The 20214-nt window shown below is 48.2% G+C and carries 18 protein-coding genes and 1 other annotated feature; of the genes, 3 read left to right on the forward strand and 15 right to left on the reverse strand.

The window, feature by feature from the left end:
• Nucleotides 1–21: 21 nt before the first annotated feature.
• The 4 genes from ychF to infC form a co-directional block, all read right to left on the reverse strand.
• Nucleotides 22–1119, reverse strand: a complete 1098-nt coding sequence (gene ychF, locus WIG73_RS06110) for a redox-regulated ATPase YchF (protein ID WP_337399719.1) — start codon at nt 1117–1119, stop codon at nt 22–24.
• A 76-nt stretch (nt 1120–1195) separates the two neighbouring features.
• Nucleotides 1196–1549, reverse strand: a complete 354-nt coding sequence (gene rplT / locus WIG73_RS06115; protein ID WP_177678382.1) for a 50S ribosomal protein L20 — start codon at nt 1547–1549, stop codon at nt 1196–1198.
• Nucleotides 1550–1596: 47 nt separating this feature from the next.
• Nucleotides 1597–1794: a 50S ribosomal protein L35 gene (gene rpmI / locus WIG73_RS06120; protein WP_177678381.1), complete on the reverse strand. Its 198-nt coding sequence runs from the start codon at nt 1792–1794 to the stop codon at nt 1597–1599.
• A 29-nt stretch (nt 1795–1823) separates the two neighbouring features.
• The gene (gene infC / locus WIG73_RS06125) at nt 1824–2327 is read right to left on the reverse strand and encodes a translation initiation factor IF-3 (RefSeq protein ID WP_177678392.1); all 504 of its coding nucleotides are present in this window, start codon (nt 2325–2327) and stop codon (nt 1824–1826) included.
• Nucleotides 2328–2361: 34 nt separating this feature from the next.
• Nucleotides 2362–2483: a sequence feature (ribosomal protein L20 leader region), on the reverse strand.
• A 114-nt stretch (nt 2484–2597) separates the two neighbouring features.
• Here infC and WIG73_RS06130 point away from each other — a divergent pair.
• Both WIG73_RS06130 and WIG73_RS06135 read left to right on the forward strand, forming a co-directional pair.
• Nucleotides 2598–3218 (forward strand): flavodoxin family protein, encoded by a 621-nt coding sequence (locus tag WIG73_RS06130; protein ID WP_337399721.1) that lies wholly within the window; start codon nt 2598–2600, stop codon nt 3216–3218.
• Between the two features lie 16 nt (nt 3219–3234).
• Entirely contained in the window at nt 3235–3726 is a 492-nt protein-coding gene (locus WIG73_RS06135) for a GNAT family N-acetyltransferase (protein ID WP_337399722.1), read from the forward strand.
• Nucleotides 3727–3761: 35 nt separating this feature from the next.
• Here the strand turns inward: WIG73_RS06135 and WIG73_RS06140 are convergent, their stop codons facing one another.
• From WIG73_RS06140 to WIG73_RS06190, 11 genes are all read right to left on the reverse strand, one after another.
• Nucleotides 3762–5123, reverse strand: coding sequence for an FAD-dependent oxidoreductase (locus WIG73_RS06140; protein ID WP_337399723.1), 1362 nt, complete (start codon nt 5121–5123; stop codon nt 3762–3764).
• A gap of 76 nt (nt 5124–5199) precedes the next feature.
• Nucleotides 5200–6168 (reverse strand): ROK family protein, encoded by a 969-nt coding sequence (locus WIG73_RS06145; RefSeq protein ID WP_337399725.1) that lies wholly within the window; start codon nt 6166–6168, stop codon nt 5200–5202.
• Between the two features lie 36 nt (nt 6169–6204).
• Nucleotides 6205–6954, reverse strand: coding sequence for a 23S rRNA (guanosine(2251)-2'-O)-methyltransferase RlmB (gene rlmB, locus WIG73_RS06150; protein ID WP_337399726.1), 750 nt, complete (start codon nt 6952–6954; stop codon nt 6205–6207).
• A 20-nt stretch (nt 6955–6974) separates the two neighbouring features.
• Complete coding sequence (locus WIG73_RS06155; protein WP_337399728.1) at nt 6975–10130, reverse strand: phospholipid carrier-dependent glycosyltransferase; 3156 nt, start codon at nt 10128–10130, stop codon at nt 6975–6977.
• Between the two features lie 63 nt (nt 10131–10193).
• The gene (locus WIG73_RS06160; RefSeq protein WP_337399729.1) at nt 10194–11375 is read right to left on the reverse strand and encodes a S41 family peptidase; all 1182 of its coding nucleotides are present in this window, start codon (nt 11373–11375) and stop codon (nt 10194–10196) included.
• A gap of 34 nt (nt 11376–11409) precedes the next feature.
• The gene (locus tag WIG73_RS06165; protein WP_337399730.1) at nt 11410–12561 is read right to left on the reverse strand and encodes a peptidoglycan DD-metalloendopeptidase family protein; all 1152 of its coding nucleotides are present in this window, start codon (nt 12559–12561) and stop codon (nt 11410–11412) included.
• Between the two features lie 7 nt (nt 12562–12568).
• Entirely contained in the window at nt 12569–14023 is a 1455-nt protein-coding gene (locus WIG73_RS06170; RefSeq protein ID WP_337399731.1) for a S41 family peptidase, read from the reverse strand.
• A gap of 31 nt (nt 14024–14054) precedes the next feature.
• Complete coding sequence (argS, locus tag WIG73_RS06175) at nt 14055–15746, reverse strand: arginine--tRNA ligase (protein ID WP_337399732.1); 1692 nt, start codon at nt 15744–15746, stop codon at nt 14055–14057.
• Nucleotides 15743–16177: a DUF1934 family protein gene (locus tag WIG73_RS06180; protein WP_177679570.1), complete on the reverse strand. Its 435-nt coding sequence runs from the start codon at nt 16175–16177 to the stop codon at nt 15743–15745. The genes argS and WIG73_RS06180 overlap by 4 nt, the downstream gene beginning before the upstream one ends.
• 10 nt (nt 16178–16187) lie before the next feature.
• Nucleotides 16188–17000, reverse strand: coding sequence for a glutamate racemase (gene murI, locus WIG73_RS06185; protein ID WP_177679568.1), 813 nt, complete (start codon nt 16998–17000; stop codon nt 16188–16190).
• Nucleotides 17001–17003: 3 nt separating this feature from the next.
• Nucleotides 17004–18077 (reverse strand): D-alanine--D-alanine ligase family protein, encoded by a 1074-nt coding sequence (locus tag WIG73_RS06190; RefSeq protein WP_337399733.1) that lies wholly within the window; start codon nt 18075–18077, stop codon nt 17004–17006.
• A 315-nt stretch (nt 18078–18392) separates the two neighbouring features.
• Between WIG73_RS06190 and WIG73_RS06195 the strand changes: the two genes are divergently transcribed.
• Nucleotides 18393–20180, forward strand: a complete 1788-nt coding sequence (locus tag WIG73_RS06195; RefSeq protein WP_249313554.1) for an ABC transporter ATP-binding protein — start codon at nt 18393–18395, stop codon at nt 20178–20180.
• Nucleotides 20181–20214 lie beyond the last annotated feature (34 nt).

Consider the following 20214-nt stretch of genomic DNA (forward strand, 5'->3'; position numbering starts at 1 on the left):
TATTTTATTCACTTTTTACAATCAAACATTAAATCGAAACAGAACAACGTCGCCGTCGCACATTACATATTCCTTGCCCTCAGAGCGCACAAGCCCCTTTTCACGGGCAGCGGCATAGGTTCCGCAGTGAATTAAATCCTGAAACCGCACTACTTCGGCGCGGATAAAACCTTTTTCAAAATCTGTATGGATTTTCCCCGCGGCCTGGGGCGCTTTGGTGCCGGCGGTTATGGTCCACGCGCGCACCTCCGGCTCGCCTGCTGTCAAATAGCTGATCAGTCCCAAAAGCTTATAGCTTTTCTTCACCAGCCTGTCCAAACCAGATTCGTTAATACCCAGCTCGTCTAGGTATTCCTGCTTTTCCTCCGGTTCTAAGGCTGAAATATCCTCTTCAATTTTAGCGGAAATGGGCATAACCTCCGAACCTTCCGATTCTGCCAGCTCCTCTAAAATTTTTACATATTCGTTGTTTTCAATGCCGCCTGCAAAATCGTCCTCTCCCACGTTGGCCGCATACAGCACAGGTTTAAAGGTTAAAAGGTCAATTTCCTTTGCAAGCTCTTCCTCCTCGTCGGAAAGCGCAAGCGACCGGGCGGGCTTGCCTGCTTCTAAAACTTCTTTCAGCTTTTCTAAAAACTCCACTTCAATTTTATACTTTTTTTCGCCAGACTTCATGAGCTTTCTTGTCTTGTCCAGGCGTTTTTCCACCATTTCCAAGTCTGCAAAAATAAGCTCTAAGTTAATGGTTTCCACGTCACGGACAGGATCGACAGAACCCTCCACATGAATAATATTAGAGTCGTCAAAGCAGCGAACAACGTGGACAATGGCGTCCACCTGCCGTATATGGGACAAAAATTTATTGCCCAGCCCCTCACCGCGGCTGGCACCCTTCACCAAACCGGCAATGTCAACAAATTCAATAACGGCATGGGTCACCTTTTGGGGATGATACATCTCCGCCAAAACGTTCAGCCGCTCGTCCGGCACGGCCACAATTCCCACATTGGGCTCTATGGTACAAAAAGGATAGTTTGCAGACTCTGCCCCTGCTTGTGTGATGGCGTTAAAAAGAGTGGACTTTCCCACGTTGGGAAGCCCCACGATACCTAATTTCATGATTGAACCACCTTTTTTAAAGAATAAAGAAATAGCTGCTGCATAACATAAGCCATGCAGCAGCTTTATTTGCGGTTTATAAGCTTGCCTTGGCTTTTTCCACCAAAGCTGCAAAGGCTTCTTTGTCGCTGATTGCGATTTCAGAAAGCATTTTGCGGTTCATTTCAATGCCCGCTTTTTTCAGACCGTTCATAAACGTTGAGTAGTTCATGCCGTTCATTTTTGCCTGAGCAGAAATTCTGGCAATCCACAGCTGACGGAAGTTTCTCTTTCTCTGCTTACGGCCGACATAAGCATAAGCCAAAGATTTCATAACCGCTTCTTTTGCTGTTCTGAACTGTTTGCTTTTCGCACCTCTGTAGCCCTTTGCCAGTTTTAAAATTCTTTTATGTCTTTTGCGCGTGGTGACAGCGCCCTTAATTCTTGCCATTTGTAGTTACCTCCAAAATATTTATTTTCTATAGCGAATTTGCGAAATTATTTATAAGGAATCATCTTCTTAATGGTCTTTAAATTCGCATTGGACGCATAAGCACCCTTTCTGAGCTTTCTCTTTCTCTTGGTCGATTTCTTCGTCAGAATGTGGCTTGTGTAATTGTGTTTCATTTTCACTTTACCGTTTTTGGTAATTCTAAACCTTTTAGCACTCGCTCTATGTGTTTTGATCTTAGGCATAATGGTATAACCCCTTCCGAAATATTAATTTATTTAGCGGCTCCCTTTGGAGACACGACCATACTCATGTTCTTTCCCTCAAGCTTGGGCGGTTTGTCTACTGCGCCGAATTCCGACACAGCTTCTTTAAATCTCTCTAAAAGCTGGAACCCTAAAGCACTGTGATGAACTTCACGGCCGCGGAAGCGCACCGTGATTTTAACTTTGTCGCCGTCTGACAAAAACTTTTTGGTGTGGTTTACCTTCGTTTCAAAATCGTGATTGTCGATGGACGGAGAAACCCGTATTTCCTTAATACTGACTACCTTTTGATTTTTCCTTGCTTCTTTGTCACGTTTGGCAAGCTCGAACTTATATTTCCCGTAGTCCATAATTTTGCACACGGGCGGCTCGGCCTTGGGCGCGATTAAAACCAGGTCTAAATTTTTTGCATAGGCCTGTTCCAAAGCGTCGGCAGACGTTGTAATTCCGAGGGGAGCGCCGTCTTGTCCGACGAGCCTAACCTCTTTTACTCTGATTTCTTCGTTAATCAACAAATCTTGTTTACTAATGGAAAAACACCTCCAAATAAAATAAAAAATGCGGACAGATACCCTGTCCGCAAAAATAAACACAACTAAAAAAGCTGAGAATATTTACCACTTCGGCAATCCTGGTGGTGAGAAACGTACAGGCTTCTGCTTGAATACTTAATTAGAATACCACATTGCGCGTCATTTGTCAAGCTTTTTTTCAAAAAACATTGAGCAACTCTGCTTTCTGTGCTATAATAATGATAAATCAACACGAAAGGAATGACGCACATGAAAGTAATTTTGGTGAACGGCAGCCCACACGAAAAGGGCTGCACCGATACGGCGCTTTGTGAGGCTGCACAGGCCTTAGAAAAGAACGGCGTTGAAACAGAACGATTCTGGTTAGGGAACAAGCCCCTTTCCGGCTGCATTGGCTGTGGCTTTTGCCGCAAGGCTGGGCGCTGTGTGTTCGACGACTGTGTAAACGAATTTGTAGAAAAGGCAAAAACTGCCCACGGGTTTCTATTTGGCACCCCCGTGCACTATGCCAGCGCCTCCGGTGCAATCACCTCGTTTATGGACAGGGCGTTTTACTCTGGCAGTTCTGTTTTTGCCGGAAAACCTGCAGCGGCGGTAGCAAGCTGCCGCAGGGGCGGCGCGTCTGCCGCGTTAGACCAGATAAACAAATATTTTGGCATTTGCGGAATGCCCACCGTTCCCTCTCAATATTGGAACATGGTGCACGGCAATACCCCCGACGAAGTGATAAAAGACGAAGAGGGCATGCAAACCATGCGCACGCTGGGCAACAACATGGCCTGGCTGCTTTCGTGCATCGAAGCCGGGAACAAGGCCGGCATTGCCTACCCCACACGCGAACCCGTAATCAGAACAAACTTCATTCGGTAACGGGGAGGCGCTTCAAATGAACATTCTATTAAGAGGATACCGCGAAAGCGACTTAAGCCAAATGACCGAAATTTGGAACGAGGTTGTGGAAGAAGGCATTGCCTTTCCCCAGACAGATGTTTTAGATGCGTCGGGTGCAAAGGCGTTTTTTGCCTCCCAAAGCCACTGCGGCGTAGCTGTGGACGCAGACAGCGGAACCCTCGCCGGGCTTTACATTCTCCACCCCAACAACGTGGGCCGGTGCGGCCACATCTGCAACGCCAGCTATGCGGTGAACTCCGGCCTGCGGGGCCGGCATGTCGGCGATAAATTGGTGACCGACTGCATGAAACAGGCAAAAGCTTTGGGGTTTCGTATTCTGCAGTTTAACGCGGTGGTAAAAACAAACGCTGCTGCGCGAAGGCTTTACGAACGGCTGGGATTTACCCAGCTTGGCACGATCCCCGGCGGATTTTTAATGAAAAACGGGACGTATGAAGACATTTGCCCCTATTATCACGAGCTTTAAAGAGAGCGGCTGATAAAACAGCCGCTCTCTATTTCTTAAACCGCAAGAAACGCGCCCTGTTTTTTTAACTCCTTCTGAACCGCTTCAATATTAACATCATCAATATTTATATTATCAGTCGCACAAACCGCTGCCGCCACGCCGCCGGCATGGCCCGTCGCGCCTGCAATGGGGGACACCCGAACTGCTGCCTGGGCTTCAAACGTCACGCTGATGCACCGCCCGACGGTGATAAGATTGTGCAGCTCCCCATAGAGTGCAGACAAAGGGATACTGTAAAACGCCCCGGGCGCCAATCCCTTTTCTTCAAACATGTTTTCATTTAGCCCGTCCGGCGAGTGAATGTCGATGGGATATCCCCCATGGGCCACCGTGTCGGAAAACCGTTTGCAGGAAATCAGCTCTTCCTCCGTAATCACATGCTTTCCCTCAATCTGCCGGGAACTTCTAATGCCGATAAACGGCCCAGTAAATTCCAAGTAGGATTCTTCAAAGCCTGAAATATCGCGCTTTAAAACTGCTAAAATCTCCTGCGCCTGCTTTCGTCCCTCAAATTCCGCTTTGGTTAAGTCTGCCGGGTCGGTTGGATCAATGCCTGTCACCCGGGTGGTGTTTACAATGAACTCGCCCTTTCGGTTGGTTTCAAAAAAGAGAATATCCTCTCTTAAAAACGACACGCGCCCGTCGCGGCGGGCATTTTGCAGCGTTTTTGTAAACCCGCCGATGGAAAGCCGGGAAGAGCGGTCAACAATGCCCAAATCCCCCTTAAGCCGCGGAAACTCTTCCCCGTGGGTTTTAATATATGCTTTTACTTTATCCGTGTCTACATTGGTAACTTTAAAATTCATGGTCACAGGCTGGCACTTGCCGTCTGCCTTTCTTCCCTTGTTCACCTTTGCACCTGCTAAAAACGAAAGGTCGCAGTCTCCGCTTGCGTCCACAAACATCTTTGCCCTGATTTTTTCTCCGCCGTTTTTGTGATAAACTGAAACAGACGTAATTTTTCCGTCCTTTTTGTCCACTCCCGTCACACAGGCGTGGTATAAAAGCGTTACGCCAGCTTCTTGGCACATTGCCTCCAGCTCCAGCTTCATACCCTCGCTGTCAAAGGGCGTTACCGTATAGGTATAAGCTGTGGTGTCGTAAATGTGACCGGGAGACAGACCCTTTTGTTTCAGCCTTTCAATGACTTCGGCGCACACGCCGCCCACCACCTGGGTTTCGCCTGCGTGAAAGGTCATCATAGGGCCGGTTCCGCAGGCGGTCAGCGTGCCGCCTAAAAAGCCATACCGTTCAATTAAAATTACATATGCCCCGGCCCGCGCCGCGCCAATTGCCGCGCACACGCCGGAAATGCCGCCGCCTACAACCGCCACATCAAACAGTTTGTTTCTCATCTTTTATCCCATTCCTCCATGCACAAATGAGCGGACTTAAACCTTTGGCTTAAGTCCGCATTTTAAACCGTATTTTTTAAATATCCTGTTTAAAAAGCATTGCCGCGCCGATAATGCCGGCATCGTTCCCCAGCTTTGCCGCAACTATTTCGGTTGCAGGAACGCCTGCCGCGCTGCTCGTATAAATCTGCGTATCCACATATTTTCTGAGGGGGGCAAGCAGTGTTTCGCCCTCTTTGCTGATACCGCCGCCAATAACAAACTTTTTCGGCTCGAAAATATTAATCAAATTAGCCGTGCCTACGCCAACATATTTTATGTATTGATCCACAATTGCTTTTCCTGCCTCGTCGCCGTCACGCATTGCATCAAAAGCCGTTCTGCCGCTGATTTTGGATTCATCCCCACAAATCATCTGATGGATTTTGCTGTCGGGATATTTTTTAATTTCCTCTGCAGTTTCACGAATCAGGCCGGTTACAGAGGCATACGCCTCCCAGCAGCCGCATCTTCCGCAAGTGCAGGGCGCACCGTCTGCCACAATAACCATGTGTCCCAGCTCGCCGCCAGCATGGTTAAAACCGGCATAAATCTTGCCGCCGATCACAATGCCGCCGCCAACGCCCGTTCCCAAGGTAATCACAACAACATCCTTTTCTCCGGCTGCAGCACCCGCAATGATTTCGCCGAACGCCGCTGCATTCGCGTCGTTTTCAATATAAACCTCCACATTGGGGAAATATTTTTTCAGTTCATCTCCCACCGGCGCGTCGATAAACGCCGGAAGATTGTTGGCATACACCACTTTCACGTTTTCAACGTCGGGTGTGCCCGGGCTTGCTATACCGATGGACTTAACCTCAGACTCAGAAATTCCCGCGTCTGCAATCAGCTTTTTGCAAAGGCCCGCCATGTCCTTCATAATGTCCGCAAAGGGGCGCAGCCGCCCTGTGGGAACCGAACCCTTCGCAATAATTTCACAACTTTCGTTTACGACTCCGGCAGCGATGTTGGTGCCGCCCAGATCGATACCTATGTAATACATTTTCCCTCATCCTTTTCTTTATTTTTTTATATAATTTTATTTCAATCTTCTTTGCCGCAGCGCCTCATACATCAGCACTGCCGCCGCCACAGAGGCGTTCAAAGAATTGATTTCACCAGCCATGGGAATCCGCACGAAAAAGTCGCAGCCCGCACGGATTTTTTTCGTAATCCCCCTGCCCTCTGAGCCAACCACCAAAGCAATCGGCCCGGTAAGGTCTGCGTCGCACATTTCCTGCTCACCCGCCATGTCGGCCCCGGTAATCCAAAGCCCGTTTTCTTTCAGTTCGTTTATGGCCTGGGTTAAGTTCCCCACCCGGGCAACGGGCGTGTGAGCCGCCGCCCCGGCGGAGGTTTTAAACACCACTGGGGTTACGCCGGCAGACCGGTTTTTTGGAATAATCACGCCATGGGCGCCGGTGCAGTTGGCCGTTCGGATAATGGCGCCCAGGTTGTGCGGGTCTGTAATTTCGTCTGCAATAATCACGAAAGGCGGCTCCTGTTTTTCTTTCGCGCGATTTAAAATGTCCGCAACCGTAACATAGGAAACCTCAGCACACACAGCAACAATGCCCTGATTTGCTTCAGTTTTCGCCAACTCGTCAATCTTGTCCGGCGGCACCGCTTTAAACGGCACGCCTTTTTCTTTCGCGGCGGCAATGATTTTTGAAATCTGCGAGCCATATGCCTTGTTGCTGATATAAATTTTTTCAATGGGCAGGTTTGCAGCCACCGCTTCAAAAACAGGGTTTCTGCCCTCAATTGTGGTAAGTTCTGTCTTAATCATACCTGTTTCCCTTCAAAAGTTTATCCTAACACCCAGCTTGGCAGCCACGTGAGCGCGTCCGCATACCAGGCGGGAATTCTCATTCCTGTTAAAACGGGGTAAAATGCAATAAACAGCACCAGCACGCACACCAAATATGCCCTTATGGGTATTTTTGCAATTGGATATCGTTTTAAAATCTCTCTCAGTCCATAGGCAATTGCCAGCGTAACAAAGATGACGCAGGGGAAGAAGTGGTAGATAAACGCCTGCCGCGAAATCAGCACCCACGGAAGATATAACGCGCCGAAGCCCACCAAAATTGTATTCATTTCGGCGTTCCGTTTTCCTTTTACTGAAAGATAAATTAAAAATCCCATAGACGGAATAGTGAGCCACCAAACCAGCGGGTTTCCAAAAGAGGAAATTCCCTGGGCCTGGGTTTCGGGAACAAAGTCCCAATTGGGATTATACGCGTAAAGCGGCCGCATGTCAAGAGGCCACGACCACCACGGTGACCCGTAGGGGTGGGTTTCCGTCAGCTGTGAATGATAGCTCAGCATGGTTTGCTGATTGTCCCAAAAATAGCTGATATCTGCCGCGTCGGACAAAATAATTGGCAGATAGGACAAAAAGTAAATCACAAACGGCACAACAATAAAGAAAACCACAGCGGCGGCAAGGGTTTTAATCAGGTTCGGCACAAATTGTTTTAAAATCTTGTCCGCATCCCCCACAAGCCGGCCCTCTTTTGCGGCTCTGTATTCAAAAAAACGTTTCAGCAGCGTCCAAAAAAACAGCACACCAAGGCCAATTCCGGCATATACGCCCTGCCATTTTGTCGCCACGCCAATGCCGAAAAACAGACCGCTTAACCCCAAAGGCAGCAGAGTTCTTTTAACGCCCCCGTCATAAAAGTTTTGCTTCGTATATTGATACATGAAGTAATACATCAGCATAGCAAACAGTGCGGTAAACGAATCGATGGTGGCAAGGCGCGTCTGGGACAGATGCATAAAATCAAACGTAAACAGAAACGACGCCACAAAGGCCCATTTGGAATCTTTTAAAATCTGCTTGCCCAAAAGAAAGGACACCGGCACCATCAAAACACCGCAAAGCGTTCCGAAAAACCGCCAGCCAAAGGGATTTACGCCAAAAATCATCATCCCCAAAGAGATTATCAGCTTGCCCAAAGGCGGATGGGTGTTTTCATAGGGCCAAATCCCGTTTATATATTCATAGGCAGTTCTGGGGTGATACACCTCGTCAAAATACGTACCGTCATACCAGGTATATTCATAAACTGCCTTGTCCTGCTCGTCGAACATCAGGTTTGCCGTAGAATTTTCAGAAATTGCCGCAACAGGGGAAATTAAATTCTGTTCCCCGTCAAAACAGGCGATTTCGTTTATGAAAAAATTGCCCTCATCCACGGTAATCTTCATAAATCTTCCCCACTCCTGAGCAAAAAAACCGTTCCAGTTGAACACAGAATCCACAACCAACTCGGCTGCGTCGCCAAAAATCAGTTCCGCGTTTTCCTCGCCCTCCGCCGGGTCAATGCCAAATGAAACGCTTAAAATCCGTTCAACTTCGCTGTCAGAGTCCCTGCGGTCAATCCAGCCCAAAAAGAAGTTTATCCTGTCAAATTCCTGTTCTTCTCCAAAATCCAAAATTACGGTTTCGCCGGGCGCTTCCGGCCGAAAGCCGGTTTCCGGCGCAGACATGCTGCCCAGATTCGCAAATGCAGAAACGCCGTAAGCCAGGGTTAAAACACTAACAATGATAAAATCCTTTTTTGTGTAGCGAACCTTGTCGCCGTTTTTTTCAATACAGATAATTTTGGGTGTTCTCATTTCCGGCAGCTTCACGTCGTCGTGAATCACCATTTTATACCACACCACGGCCATATATCCGAAAAAGATGATATGCACCCACGACAACGCAATAAACGACTGTTCGGGGAAGCTGATGAACCCCTCGTTGTCTAATAACGTAATGCCGGTTTGAATAAAACTCAGCACCGTTGCCGCTCCGAAGGCAAACAGCATGCGTTTGTCCCGGGTATAGATATAAATCACCAGCAAAATTAAGATGAGCGGGAACATATACCGCTCGTGCATGGTGTGGGCAAGCATATAAATGCTTAAGATATTAAAGCCGCCCAAAATCAAAACGCCCGACCTGTTTTGGGCAAAAAACGTGCCCAGGCCAATTGTAAGGGAGGTCAAAATAATGCCGATAAATCCCCAGCTCTGATAGGAAATGCCCAAAAAGGTTCCGGCCGTGTCTGCCCAGTTTAACCCAAACGCGCCGAACACATTAGCAGCGTTTAAGCTCGCATAGGGATACTGCCCTGCGGCTTCCTTATAAAGCGCAAAAAACCTTCCGAAGTCTAAGCCGAAAATGGGGATTGCCGCTGCCACGGTAATGGCCGCAGACGTTAGAAGTCCCAGCAAAAACTTCTGCAGGGAAAGGAAGCGCTTTTCTTCTTTAAACTCTGAAACAACGTCGTAAATCAGCCAAAAGCCCAAAAGCGGCAGAAATATAATCATCTGCGGCTTTGTCAGCATGCCGACGGCAAACGCCACAGCCGCCTGAAAATATCGTTTTCTGTAAACCGAAAAGATGAGCCAGAAAATCATCAGGGTATAAAGCCCGTCAATCTGCCCCCAGAACACCGAATTTAAAATATAAGCCGGGTTAAACAGCAATGCCAACGACAAAATTCCTGCTGTTTTCTTGCCGAATTCGTCATAGGCCAGCTTGAAAACCACCAGCGCGCTCACCGTGTCTGCGAGCACCGGAACAAGCTTGATCAGCGCTGTATAAGCGTCGCTTCCAAAGGAGATGTGAAACAGTTCTGCCAGTCTGCCAATGACAGTTAATACATAGAGGTAAAGCGGCGGGTAATCCACAAAATATTCCGCGCCCAGCGGGCCGTAAAACTCGCGGACGCTTTCGTGTCTTCCCAAATCCGCCCATGCGGAAAACAAGCTCATGTCGGAAGAATGGCCGAAAAAAGTTTGGGAGAGCCACACCTTAAGCGCCGTAATGACCAAAATAAGCGCAACAAAAACAACGGTATGTGTTCTTCCGGTTTTCTTTTCCATCTCATTTTCGCTTGTCAACATTCTATATGCGCCCCAAAGCAGGGCAACATAAAGCGCCGCAGAAACTGTCAGGTAATTCAATCACATTCTCCCCTCTTAATAAAAACCCTGGGAATTGCCTTTCCCATTTCACGGTAAAAAGCCCTATTTTTGAATCTCGTCGTAAAGGGTTTCTACCGCTGTGCGAAGCTGATCGTCCTGAGACGGTTCAAGGGTTGTGAGCTTCGATTTCAGCTCGTCGGGCAGATCAACCTCAATGTCCGGCATAATGCCCTTTTTATCAATGCATTCGCCTTTCGGCGTATAATATCTTGCATTGGTCAGATAAATGGCCGTGTCTTTCGTCAGCATATAGGGCGATTGGCCTACGGCCTTGCCATAGGTTTTTTTGCCGATAATTTTTGCTGCCCCATAGGCCTGGGTGCTGCCAGCCATCAGTTCCGACGCGCTGGCTGTGCCCTCGTTTACCAAGATGGCCATAGGAAGCGCCAAATGGTCTGCATCGGAATAAAAATATTGTTTCTTTCCCTTATTGTCCTCCAGATATGCAATGGTGCCCTTGGGCAGGAGCATATCGGTCATTTGAAGTACGCTGTCGGCGTAACCGCCGGGATTGCTTCTCAAATCAATAATCAATCCTTTTGCACCGCTCGCCTGAATACTTTCCAATCCTTCAGAAAATTCGTCCACTGTGCCGTGCTTAAACTCGGAAATACGGATATATCCAAGGTTTTCGTCCAGCATTTTATACGACACTGTATCCACCGGAATCACATCCCGTGTCACATCAAACACCTTTTCCTCCCCGTCCCGCAGCACATGGATTTTAACAGATGTTCCGGCAGCCGCGCCTTCGCCGCGGATGTGGTCCACCACGTCGTTGTAGCTGTCCTGGGTAACGGTCATGTCGTCCACCTGGGTTACAACATCGCCGGGAAGAATCCCGGCCTTTTGCGCCGGAGACCCGTCTGTAGGAGAAATTACCACCATTTGGTTCTGTTCTGCATTATAGCTAACCGTAATACCCACGCCCACATATTCCTCTTTGGTGCTTTCCTCATAGAAATCGAACGTGGTGGCGTCAAAATAGTAAGAATATGGGTCTTCTAAGCTTGCAACCATGGCGGATATGGCATAGTCGTTCATTTTGTCCATCTGCTCGTCGCTTAACTGGTCCACGTAATGTTCGCGGATTAAGTTCCGGGCCTGGGCCACAACGTCATATCGACTGAATCTGAAGTAACAATAAGTTCCTGTAACGGCAACCGCCGCCGTTGCAATAAATGTACAAATTGCCGTTGCAACAAGTGTTTTTTTTGTGAACAACTTACGCATCTCCCTGAATGAATATGATATATTACTATGATATGTAAGGCATGGGGTCTGTAGTCTTGCCATTGATTAAAACTTCGAAATGCAGGTGGTTTCCGGTGGAATTGCCCGTTGTGCCAACCTTTGCAATAACCTGGCCTTTTGTCACCTTCTGTCCAGCCGATACCAAAAGCTTGGAGGAATGGCCGTAAAGCGTAGATGTGCCGCCGCCGTGGTCTACAACAACGCAGTTGCCATAGCCGCCGTTCCAGCCGGCCATTTTCACCGTGCCGTCTGCCGCGGCTAAAATGTTTGAGCCGCCGGGGGCCGCCAGGTCAACGCCGGAATGAAACTTCTGGGTTTTATAAATCGGGTGCAGACGGTATCCATAAGGCGAAGAAATCCGCACATAGCTGGGCGCTGGCCAGCAGAACTTGCCGCCGGTATATTTCACTGTGTCAGTGGTTTTGGAAAGCTTGGGAACCAAAGAAGCCTTTAAATCCTCCTCCTCTTTCCGCGCCTTTTCATACACCTTTTTGTAGTTTTCAATGTCCTGCTCTAATTCTTCCGTCAGCTTTTCCTTTTCATCTAACTTTGTCTGAAGCGTGTTTTCTTTTTCCGAGGCAATTCCCCTGGCCTCTTCCTGCTCGCTTTTTTTCGTTTCCACAACAGCCTTTGCGGCTTCAACGCTGTTTTTTAAGCTGACCATTTCATCAATAACAGCCGTGTCGTGCCTTGTAATTTCATTTATGGTTTCCACATGGGCCAAAAATTCAGAAAAGCTTTCCGAAGACAGCAACAGCTCTAAATAGGAGCTTGCCGAGGTTTCGTCCATGGAGCGCAGCACCTCTTTAAACTCGTCGTTGCGCTTTTCTATGTTTTGTTCATGCTTTGCAATTTCTTCTTCTTTTGCCTTAATCTCTGCGTCTGCCTCGTCAATAATCGAATCGATTTCATAAATCTCGGTCTGCACAATGTCGATTTCCCTGTCTAAGGCTTCGCTTTCTGCCACCACGTCTTCTTTCTCCGCTTCGGCAGCTTTTATTTTGTCCAGCGCCTCCTGCTTTTCCTTGCTGGCGTTATTAATTTTTTCCTGCACGGTTTGTGCATGAACCACAGCCGTGTTGTCGTTCGTCAGGCCAACGGGGAGGCAAAGCAAAACCGCCGCCGCTACCGCAATCAGTTTCCGTCTTGTTTTCATTTGCACACTACTCCTTTAACAACAATTCACACGCCGTGTCAAACTGCCGGTCAATTTCAACTTCCGCTTTGTCAATTTCATTGTTCAATGCATTTTGTGTAGTATAGTCCATCACACCATATGCATATAATCCCAAATCAGACTGAAACTTTTCCGTTGCCGAGGCTGTAAAACTGTCAAATGTATCATCAACATTCCCTGTGTAATACCCAAGCACCGTGAGCCGTTCTTCAATGGCCCGCACGTCTTCCGCTTTTGCGCCTATAGAATACCGGTCGTTTATAGTCATGGGCGTCAGCCCCGACGCATCATAAGGTTCATAAGCGTTTTTCACCCGCACATCCGGCTCAATGCCCAAGCCGTTAATTTTGCTGCCGTCGGGTTTTGTAAACTCTGCGACGGAAAGCTTAATGTCACCCAGCTGAAATCCGGGAGGGTTAATCAGGCGCATAAATTCCTGCATGCTGCCCTTGCCATAAGTGGTAAGTCCCACAACCTTGGCAAGTCCTAAATTTTGCATTGCTCCTGCAAAAAGTTCTGCTGCACTGGCGCTGTTTTCATTCACCAGCACCACCATTTTTCTGTCCGGTGCTTTCTTAAATTTTGCGTTAGACTTTAGTTCTGTGCTGAACCGTTCATCGTTATACTCAATTTTTGTTAAAACTGTGTCTTTCGGTACGAACAAGCTTAATATGTCAATGACACTGGAAAGGTCGCCCCCGGGATTATCCCGAACGTCAATAATCAGTTTTTTAATGCCCTGCCCCTCAATGTCGGCCAGTGCTTTTTCCACCGATTCCGGTGTGCTTAGCGCAAATTTACTGATATAGATATAGCCAATGCCATTGTCCTCCACTGTGTAACCCACGGTTTCGGCCAAAACACGCCTGCGCTGAACAGAAAGCTCCACATCTGCGTCTCCTCGGTGCACCTTAAGGTTCACCATGGTTCCTTCGTCTCCTTGAATGAGCGCCGAAGCTTCGTCTAACTCCAATCCAACAATGCCCTGTCCTTCCACTTGAAAAATCACGTCCCCTATCTGCATGCCAGCATCAAATGCACCGCCTTCGGGATTTACCTCAACAATTTTAATGCCTTCGGGAACTCGCTCTATTGTTACACCAATGCCCACATAGGCCTTTTCCACAACGTTCACAAATTGTTCCAACTCTTCCTGGGTAAAATAGTCCGAATGTGGGTCTAAGGTGTCGGTAACGGCTTTGATGGAACCCTCCAAAAGCGTTGGGTCCATGTTCATCACATAATCTAACACCGCTTCATACATGGCGTCTTTGTCCGCATCAAAACGATAATCCTCCGCAATTTTGTTGATAATGGCCCGAATGTAACGAGACGCCGTCTGCCCGGGCGTTTCCGCCGCATTGACCAAAGCTGCCCCCTGGGGCATAATGAAAATCACTGCCGCAAGCAGGGTTGCAAGTATTTTTCTAATCTTTTTCATTGGTACCTCCCTTTTCAGGAATATTCGTTCCCTACATGTGTCTTGGTGCCGAAATGCCCAAAACTGCGAGAGCGTTTTGAATCACCTGCCCAGTAGCGGAAACAAGTTTTAACCGCGCCTCGGCAAGAGATGTGTCCTCGCAGTCCACCTTGCACGCGCTGTAAAAGCCGTGGAATGCGGTGGCCAGCTCCATAGTGTATTTTGTAATTTTGCTGGGATCCCGGGCCACAGCTGCCAGCTTAATTTCTTCCGGGAACCGCGCAAGCTCTTTCATTAAATCAATTTCCTTAGGATCGGTCAGGCGCGTTAAACTTAAGCCGTCACAGTTTTTAACGGAAACACCCTTGTTTGCCAGCATATTTATTATACCGCAAATGCGGGCATGGGCATACTGCACATAAAACACGGGGTTGTCGCTGGACTGGCTCACCGCCAGCTCCAAGTCGAACTCAAAGTGGCTGTTTGCCTGGCGCATGTTAAAGAAAAACCGTGCCGCGTCTACGCCAATTTCCTCTAACAGGTCACCTAAGGTGATGGCCTTTCCCGTCCGCTTCGACATTCTCACAGCTTCGCCGTCGCGCACTAAGCGCACCAGCTGCATTAAAATAATTTCAAGCCTGTCCGGCTCTATCCCTAACGCTTGCATGGCGGCCTTAAGACGCGCCACATGGCCGTGGTGGTCTGCTCCCCAAATGTCAATGGCGGTGTCGAATCCGCGGCTGACCAACTTATTTTTATGATATGCAATGTCTGCGGCAAAATAGGTTACAAACCCGTTTGCGCGAACAAGCACGTCGTCTTTTTCCAGGCCAAACTCCGTGGCCTTAAACCAAATCGCGCCCTCCTGTTCGTAGGTATAGCCGCGCTCTGTAAGCTCCTCCACAGTTTTTAAAATGTCGCCGTTTTCGTGCAGCTTACTTTCGTGGAACCAAACGTCGTAATGAATGCCATAGTCAGAAAGCCCGTCTTTCATGGCATCAATATTTTTATAAAGGGTCGCGTCAATCAGCGCTGCCTTTAACTCCTCCTCCGGCACGTTTAAAAACCTGTCGCCGTGCTCTTTGACAAAGTTTTCTGCGTGCTTGCGCACGTCGTCGCCGTGATACCCGTCTTCCGGGAATTCCACAGCGTCCTCGCCCAGCAGGGCCTGCTGATACCGTGCTGCCAGCGACACCGCCAGCTTTTCGATCTGGTTTCCTGCGTCGTTCACATAAAACTCTTTTGTCACATCAAAGCCTGCCAGCCTTAAAATGTTAGCCAAACAGTCCCCCAAAGCGCCGCCTCGGGCATTTCCCATGTGCATGGGTCCTGTTGGATTGGCGCTGACAAACTCTACATTTACCTTTTTTCCGCCGCCAAAATCCGTCTGCCCAAACTGGTCTTTCTCTGCTTCAATGGTGCTCAAAATTTGTGTAACATAGGCGGGATCCAGTTTAAAGTTGATAAACCCCGGCCCGGCAACAGAAACTTCCTTAATATAAGTGTCCGCGTAATCCATGTTGGAAACCAGGATATTTGCAATGTCCCTGGGTGCGCGCTTTGCCTGTTTTGCCATGAGCATGGCCGCATTCACAGAAAAGTCGCCGAAGTTTTTGTCCTTAGGCTCTTCAATTAAATAATCGGGAACGCTGCTTGCCGCCAGCTCTCCCTTTTGGTTTGCCGAATGAATTGCCCCGTCTGTCACATTCCTTACGAGGCCGGTTATGTCTTCATATAATGTCACTGATTTTCCACCTTTCTTATGTAAACATGCAGGCTGTTGCGAACGGGATCGCTGTCGTTAAGCTGAACAAAATAGTCTAGCTCAACCTCTCCTCCGCTGTCATCTACGTCCACGCGCATTTCGTTGGTATACACATCCACGCTGAGGCTCCCGTAGGGCGTTCTGTAAATTCCTGTGTACTGCTTGTTGGTCTCAAACACCATCTGCGACGCACCGCCGCCGTTTTCAAAGCGGATCATGGACACATAGTCGTCCTTAATCTTCAGCGTAGTGGTGGTGTTGTCATACCCCGTTATTTCGCTGCCCTCGTAGGACACATAAAATCTTCCGTCACGTTTTAAATATCTGCCTGCCGTGGTCAGTTCAAAATTGTCGTCCTCGCCGTCAACCGTCTGTCTGCCCGACAGCGTTATCCAAGCGTTTGTTTCCATATTGTTCTCCTCACATGTATTTTTCAATATCAATTTTTTCCACGCCGCCCGGAATCTCCTGCTGCAAAAACTTAGATCCCAGCTCGGCAAAATCGTCCGGACAGTCACTGACAAAAAATTGATACTGTCCGTCTGCCTTCCCGGTGCACAAAAGCCCGTTTTGCTCTAAATAGTCTTTCACAAACCCGGCGGTGACCCTTCCCGGGTCAATAAGCGTCACATGATTTCCCATAACCCCGCCAATGGTTTCCGCCAGCAGCGGATAGTGGGTGCATCCCATAATCAGCGTGTCCACGCCCGCTTCTTTCATCTCTGTTAAATAGTGCTTCGCGGCAAGCTGTGCAATTTCGCCGGTGGTGAACCCGTTTTCCACTAAAGGGACAAACAGCGGGCAAGGCTTCGAAATGGTAAAAATGCTTTCATCAATTTCTGCAATCAGCCGTTCATACGCGCCGGAACGGATAGAACCCGCCGTTCCGATGATGCCGATACGCTTATTTTCCGTGGCTGCGACCGCCGCTTTTGCCGCCGCGCCAACCACGCCGAAAACCGGAACGTCAACCATTCCCTCCACCGACCGCAGCGCAATGGTGCTGGCGGTGCCGCAGGCAATGACAATAAGCTTTAAGTCAAATGTATTTAAGAACCGAATGTCGCTTTTTGTGTACTTAATAATGGTGTCGTTAGATTTCGATCCGTAGGGGACGCGGCCCGTATCGCCGAAATAGACGATAGGCTCATTGGGCAAAAGATGCATCAGCTCTTTCACCGCGGTGAGTCCGCCGAGACCGGAATCGAAAATCCCAATATAGTTTGAAGACAACGTTTATCTCCCTCCGAACTCATTCATAGCAAAGTCAATCAATCTGTCAAGCAAAACGCTGTTTTCAAGGCCGCTGCGCTCCCAAAGCATGGGATACATGCTGATGTCTGTGAATCCCGGCAGAGTGTTAATTTCGTTTAAACAAACCCTGCCTGTATTTTTCTCCACAAAAAAGTCAACTCTTGCAAGGCCGGTGCAGTCTAACGCATAAAAGGCGCGCACTGCCAAACCGCGAATGGTTTCGGTCAAATCCCCATCTAGCTTTGCGGGAATTTCCAGCCCGGCGGTGTCGTCAATATATTTGGTGTCATAGTCATACATGGCCGTGGTTTTCACAATTTCGCCCAGGCACGAGGCCTCAGCCTTTTCATGGCTACCCAAAACGGCGCACTCCACCTCGCGGATGTCCATCATTTTTTCCACCAAAACCCGCCGGTCTTCGTTTGCCGCAACTTTTAAAGCCGTCTTTAACTCGTTTTTATCCTGTACCAGCGTAATTCCAACAGAAGACCCTGCATTGGCAGGCTTCACCACAACGGGATAGCCAAAGGTTTTACAAATTTGTTCGTCCGCCGCGTCCACACTGTCCGCCGCGTTATGTACCAGGTCGAACCCGTCAGTTACGGGAATTCCCTCTTGAATCAGCACTTTTTTTGTCAGAATTTTATCCATGCACAGGGCGGAACCGGTGACGCCGTTGCCCACATAGGGAACCTGCGAAAGTTCAAAAACGCCCTGAATGGTGCCGTCCTCGCCGTTTTTGCCGTGGAGAACCGGAAAATAAACATCCACATGTTCTGTGAAAAAGTCGCCGTTTTTATTCATAACAATTAGGCCGCCGTGCTTGGGGTTCGGGGAAATTACGCAGGATTTGCCGGGCGCATCTGCCCAGCTTCCGTCCTTAATATGGGAAATGTCTCCGCTGTAGAGAAAGCTTTCTCCCTCTTTTGTAATTCCCACAAGCAGCAGGCTGTATTTTTCTCTGTTTAAGTGGCTGATAATGTTATAAGCCGACATACAGGATATCTCATGTTCTGATGATTTGCCGCCGAATACGACGCAAACAACAGGTTTCATAACGTTACGTCCTTTCCATCAATTCACATATAATTATGACAATCTTATTATATTATAGTACACTTGCCGCCGTTATACAATCTTTTTTTTCATTTGTATCACAAATTTAAAATTTTATTCACGAAACAGTAAATTTTCATTGACAGAAAAGAAACAAGCTTAATCTTGCTGTAATATTGGAGATATAAAATTGTAATAAAATCATGGCAGGAATGTATTGACTTTTCCAAAAGAACGGCATATAATTATCACGATTGAAAAGAAATAACAAAAACAAGCTACAAGCTCAATTTTGAGAAAGCGTGCGTGATTGTTATGAAACAGAACAATGATAAAAAAGGCTTTTGGATTCATATGTGGCCCTACATCCGCGAACACAAGGGAAAACTGATTTTCTGCGTGATTTGTGCGTTGATTGTGGGCGTTTGTGTGGCCGTTCAGCCCCTTGTAATTAAATATATTGTTGACAGCGGAATTTCAAATGATGCGTTGATGCCCAACGACAAAATCCGGTTTGTAGGGATGCTTTGCCTGTTATACATCGCCATTGCGACCACCAGGGTGTTCATCTGGCGAATGGGCTTTACCAAGATGTTCCGCGCCTTAGAGGGCTCTTTGTTCAACCTGAGGTCGAAATTTTTTGCCCATGTGCAGCAAATGGGCATGAAGTTTTACGAAAGCACCTCGGCGGGCGAGTTGTTTAACTGCATTATGGGAACTCCCATGGTGAACATTAAAACCTATATGAGCCAAATTTTTATGGGTGTGCCCTACCAGGTGGTATCTCTGGCAATTTCACTCACCGCCCTGTTGTATTACGACTGGGTGCTCACCGTAATTTTGCTTGCCACCGCAATGGTGATGGCGCTGTTTAACAAGTTTGCCCGGCGGAAAATGCGGCGGGTTTCCACCGACTATATCCGCAGCGAGGCCGAGGCCAGCAAATATTTAAGCGACACCCTAAACGGTATGGACGCGGTGAAGCTCTATTCCATTGAAGACAACACGTTTAAAAACTTTCAAAACATTTTAGGTCAGATGTATGAAAAAGGTGTAGTGGCTTCCACCTCTCAGCAAAAGGAGTCTTTAAAGCCTGAACTAATTCAGTATATCGGCACGGCGGTGGTATATTTTGTCGGCGCAATCTCCTGTGTTTACCGGGGCGTTTCCGTTGGTGTGCTCTATGCGTTTTTATCCAGCATGACCTCCATTCTGGGCATTTTAATCACCTGGCTGAACATCGGCCTGCAAAAGAGCAGCGCCGAATCGGGCTTAAACAAAATCATGGCCATTTTAAACACCAGCTCCGCCACCCCTGAAAAAGAGGAAACGCGCCAAAGAAGCGTGGAAGTTGAGCGCGACAGCGCCATGAAGAAGCAAAAGCCCTGCATTGCGTTTGAAAACATTGACTTTGCGTATGAAAACAGAAAAATATTTGAAAACTTCAGCTGCAGCATCCGCTACGGCGAAAGCGTGGCATTGGTTGGCAGCAGCGGAAGCGGCAAAAGCACCTTTTCAAAGCTTGCCATGCGGCTTTACGACGTGCAAAACGGCGCGGTGCTGGTTCACGGCAAGGACGTGCGGGACTACAGCCTCCACGACCTTCGGGTGTCGTTTGGAATTGTTCCCCAGAGCACCTTCATTTTCTACGGTTCCATTTGGGATAACATTAAAATTGCCCGGCCCGATGCTTCAAACAAAGATATTGTAAACGCAATGGAAATTGCCCACGTGCACGAGTTTGTAAACGAGCTGGAAAACGGGTGGAACACCGTGGTAGGCGACGGCGGGTTAGACCTTTCCGGCGGACAGAAGCAGCGCATTGCCATTGCCCGCGCGGTTTTGGGCAACCCCGATATCTTAATATTTGACGAGGCAACCTCGGCGTTAGACAACATCTCGGAACACGCCATTCAAGACGCAATGGAAACCTTAATGAAAACCCACACGGTTATCATCATTGCCCACAGGCTTTCCACCATTCGAAATGTAGACCGCATTTTGGTGTTTGAAAGCGGTAAGGTTGTGGAAGAAGGCTCCTATGACGCACTCAGTCAAAAGGAAGGCGGCACGTTTGCCGAACTTTTAAAGTATAACAAATAAAAAAAGCCGGACCGCAAATGCGGCCCGGCTTTTT

This window comes from Congzhengia sp. (assembly GCF_037235575.1).
In the GTDB taxonomy this organism is placed as follows: Bacteria; Bacillota; Clostridia; order UBA1381; family UBA9506; genus Congzhengia; species Congzhengia minquanensis.

What these genes read in the sequence shown, in the direction of transcription:
- WIG73_RS06180 (WP_177679570.1), bottom strand. Translation starts at nt 16,177, where the DNA reads ATGGAAACAAACGCTTGGATAACGCTGTCGGGCAGACAGACGGTTGAC.
- ychF (WP_337399719.1), bottom strand. Translation starts at nt 1,119, where the DNA reads ATGAAATTAGGTATCGTGGGGCTTCCCAACGTGGGAAAGTCCACTCTT.
- WIG73_RS06140 (WP_337399723.1), bottom strand. Translation starts at nt 5,123, where the DNA reads ATGAGAAACAAACTGTTTGATGTGGCGGTTGTAGGCGGCGGCATTTCC.
- rplT (WP_177678382.1), bottom strand. Translation starts at nt 1,549, where the DNA reads ATGGCAAGAATTAAGGGCGCTGTCACCACGCGCAAAAGACATAAAAGA.
- WIG73_RS06130 (WP_337399721.1), top strand. Translation starts at nt 2,598, where the DNA reads ATGAAAGTAATTTTGGTGAACGGCAGCCCACACGAAAAGGGCTGCACC.
- WIG73_RS06165 (WP_337399730.1), bottom strand. Translation starts at nt 12,561, where the DNA reads ATGAAAACAAGACGGAAACTGATTGCGGTAGCGGCGGCGGTTTTGCTT.
- WIG73_RS06190 (WP_337399733.1), bottom strand. Translation starts at nt 18,077, where the DNA reads ATGAAACCTGTTGTTTGCGTCGTATTCGGCGGCAAATCATCAGAACAT.
- WIG73_RS06145 (WP_337399725.1), bottom strand. Translation starts at nt 6,168, where the DNA reads ATGTATTACATAGGTATCGATCTGGGCGGCACCAACATCGCTGCCGGA.
- WIG73_RS06195 (WP_249313554.1), top strand. Translation starts at nt 18,393, where the DNA reads ATGAAACAGAACAATGATAAAAAAGGCTTTTGGATTCATATGTGGCCC.
- WIG73_RS06135 (WP_337399722.1), top strand. Translation starts at nt 3,235, where the DNA reads ATGAACATTCTATTAAGAGGATACCGCGAAAGCGACTTAAGCCAAATG.
- WIG73_RS06170 (WP_337399731.1), bottom strand. Translation starts at nt 14,023, where the DNA reads ATGAAAAAGATTAGAAAAATACTTGCAACCCTGCTTGCGGCAGTGATT.
- rpmI (WP_177678381.1), bottom strand. Translation starts at nt 1,794, where the DNA reads ATGCCTAAGATCAAAACACATAGAGCGAGTGCTAAAAGGTTTAGAATT.
- rlmB (WP_337399726.1), bottom strand. Translation starts at nt 6,954, where the DNA reads ATGATTAAGACAGAACTTACCACAATTGAGGGCAGAAACCCTGTTTTT.